Here is a 2,852-nt window from a genome sequence, read left to right on the forward strand (position 1 = left end):
ATAGGGCTTCAGTACATTCTTATAGCTCTCTATCTTTGATGTGAGCATATCTTTGTTCAGATATTCCCTCAGATCCAGAATGGCATCATTTAATTTTTCCCGGAAAGACCGTGACTTCAGACACCTTTGAAACAGAATATTTCCCCAGTAATTGCTGATTCCCTTTTCCCAGCTGTTCTGATCCGAAAAATTCCTTAATTCATATTCCGGTCTCATCAGACAGCCATCGTTATCCCAGGCAATAAAGTACCAGATATCTGAATTCAGAGGACTGTATAAATAAACATTTCTGTTCTGTGTGTCTACGTTTCCCATCAGAATCTGAAATGCCATCCAGTAAACAATATTTTCTTCATCAAAATGTTCTTTCAGTACATCTTCAATCCCTATAGAATAATCATTCAGATCTGTCAGCATATCGATCAATTTGGTATGATCTGAATCCCCTTTTATTTCCAGCATTTTTTCAAAGGCTGTCTTATCATATCCTGCATCATCTTCTTTTTTTATAATATCCTCGTAGCGATAAAATTCAAAAGAATTAATCTTATACAATTGTCCGTTTGAATCCAGTCCATGACTCTTTAATGCCGTCTTATTCAGTTGTTCAACCTGTGTATAAATTCCATAATCCTCAAATTTTCCACCTGATTCTTCTGTATTATCCTTTACATACAAATGCACAAACTGTGTACGTAAACCAACCATCTGAGGAATTCCCCTGATCAGATCATATGCCAGCTTATTTCGAAAGCGCATTCCTTCTGTCATATGTTTATTCAGGTTAATGGTTCTCTGGCCTCTCCACGTTCCTTTATTCTTTTTTAACTCAATTTTATAATTTTTTTGTGCATTCTGGCTGGATGTCTGGCCCCTGATCTGAACAGTTGCATTAGGCACGCGTTCTCCATATCCGACTTCCCCTTCTGTCGGTCCATTCTCATCTCCCACCTGCAAAAGTCCTGCCACCTGATATCTCTCCACTCCCATATCTTCGTAATCATAAACAGAATAGCTGTTGATTTCCTTCCATGTATGATATGTATTTTCCGATGAATTTCCCTTAGATACAGTAAGATACATGGTAACAACACTGGTATCATCATCATTTTCATACAAAGAATCCTTATCTCTTAAATGAATCTCATTGATTTCTTCTTTCTCCGCTTTTTCCGCCTTTACCTGTTCTGTTTTGTTATCTTCCTGTACTGTCTGATCCTGTGAAGAGTTTCCCGCTTTTTCCAGAGTGCAGCCTCCACAGAGAGAAAGACTGACTAATACTGCACTTATCAGATTTATTTTTTTAATTCCTGTCAACGCTCGTTCTCCTTTCCAGTTTCTCATCCATAAAATATCCGATTCTGGTAAATACCCCCGATTTGTCTTCTGCTACCACCGGCTGTATGCTGAGAATATAATATGGCAGACGTCTGGTATAACGTTCCAGACGGATCATAACTATAAAATAAAACAGTACACATCCTGCAAGAAACCCAAAGCCATAATATACCTGCGGACAAAACAGTGAAATCACAGTAAACACAGAAGTTCCCACGGCAAAAATTACAGAAGCAGCCAATGCTCCCCTGTAATCTGTAAAATATAAAAGAAGCAGAAGCATCGTATTTGCAACTGCATAAATGCCGTAACCAACACAAAGTGTCCGGAAATATCCATACATCAGATCATTAAATCCCAAAGGAAGGTACTTCAAAAGACTCTCACCCATTGAAATCGCCAGCGCAGTAGTCAGTAACTGCTTCAAAGCGGTATATTTCAATTCTCTGTTCAGTACATCCAGCATTTCTGTACCGGCCTGCATAATATCCTTAATGGTTCCCCCATCATTGAATAAACTGTAATAATTCCTGTATTTCGGATAAAAATTAACTTCTACAGAAACCACAAAATTTACAGTGGTGATCAGAATTGTCAGAAATGCGATCAATGCCGGTACGTCATGTGACGGTGCCCCATAAAAAAGCCCTTTTACCTGTTTCCCCAGCGGTCCGGCCCACATGATCACAAGGTGGGCAAACAGCCCGATATTAATGCAGAGTCCTGTAAATGCCAGCGGCAGAAACTCATCTGCCCACCTTAAAAATAAGAATGCACTGATATCACTTTGTGGAAAATACTCATACAGTAAAACAACATCCCATAAAAGCATGATCCCATATCCAATGCATACCGCAGCCATCAATGCTTCCACATGGGAAATTCCCAGAAACAACAATAAAGCTCCCGAAAGAAAAGTAACAGCGATCGCAGCAAGAAAGGATAACATAATTCCTCTGTAATCTTTAATTGCAGTAAGATAACTCATCGCATTCCATGTAACGATCAGTTCTCCAAACAACTCAAAACATAAAAACTTATCTATAAGCCCAACTCCGGAAAATATCAGAAAAATCCCATATAAAATTCCTCCTGCAATGAGCATTAAGCCTGTCGAACCCCAGAAAGATGACAGAACTGCCTCATTTTTTTCTTCATAAAGCATATCTGCAATAAATCTTGTTACTACCATTGACAAGAAACTGGTTACCGTCAATGATGCAAGAAGTGTATATGTGATCATGCAGACCAGTAATTCTCTGCTCTGTTTCGGAGCGCCTGTCCTGTCACACAAAAACATAACCCCCAGCAGAAGTACGATACCAAGCAACATGGGACCGGTACAGATAATCCCTGCATATCCATAGGCGCGGAAAGAAGCAAACAGCCCTCTTCTGCTGAACAGTTTTTTGAGTTCAAATCCAATCCCTGCCATATGCTTCCTCCACCTCCCTGTAAAGTTTTCTGTATTCACTGATCATGCGCTCATGCCTGTAATATGCCTTAGTTCTTGC

Annotated in this window: 2 protein-coding genes; both read right to left on the reverse strand. The window is 39.6% G+C overall.

All coding sequences use genetic code 11. The features are described 5' to 3' along the window. On the reverse strand, positions 1–1,317 hold a 1,317-nt coding region (locus tag AC075L_RS12195), incomplete at its 3' end, for a CotH kinase family protein (protein ID WP_476387733.1). Next, positions 1,304–2,773 carry an exopolysaccharide Pel transporter PelG gene (pelG, locus tag AC075L_RS12200; protein WP_118569889.1) on the reverse strand — a complete coding sequence of 490 codons (1,470 nt, stop codon included), beginning with the start codon at positions 2,771–2,773 and terminating at the stop codon, positions 1,304–1,306. The genes pelG and AC075L_RS12195, both read right to left, overlap by 14 nt. Positions 2,774–2,852: the final 79 nt, after the last annotated feature.

This window comes from Blautia sp. ZXY-1-B12 (assembly GCF_056339915.1).

Bases quoted from the DNA above. Each gene is read 5' to 3' on its own strand.
- pelG (WP_118569889.1), bottom strand. From the start codon at position 2,773: ATGGCAGGGATTGGATTTGAACTCAAAAAACTGTTCAGCAGAAGAGGG.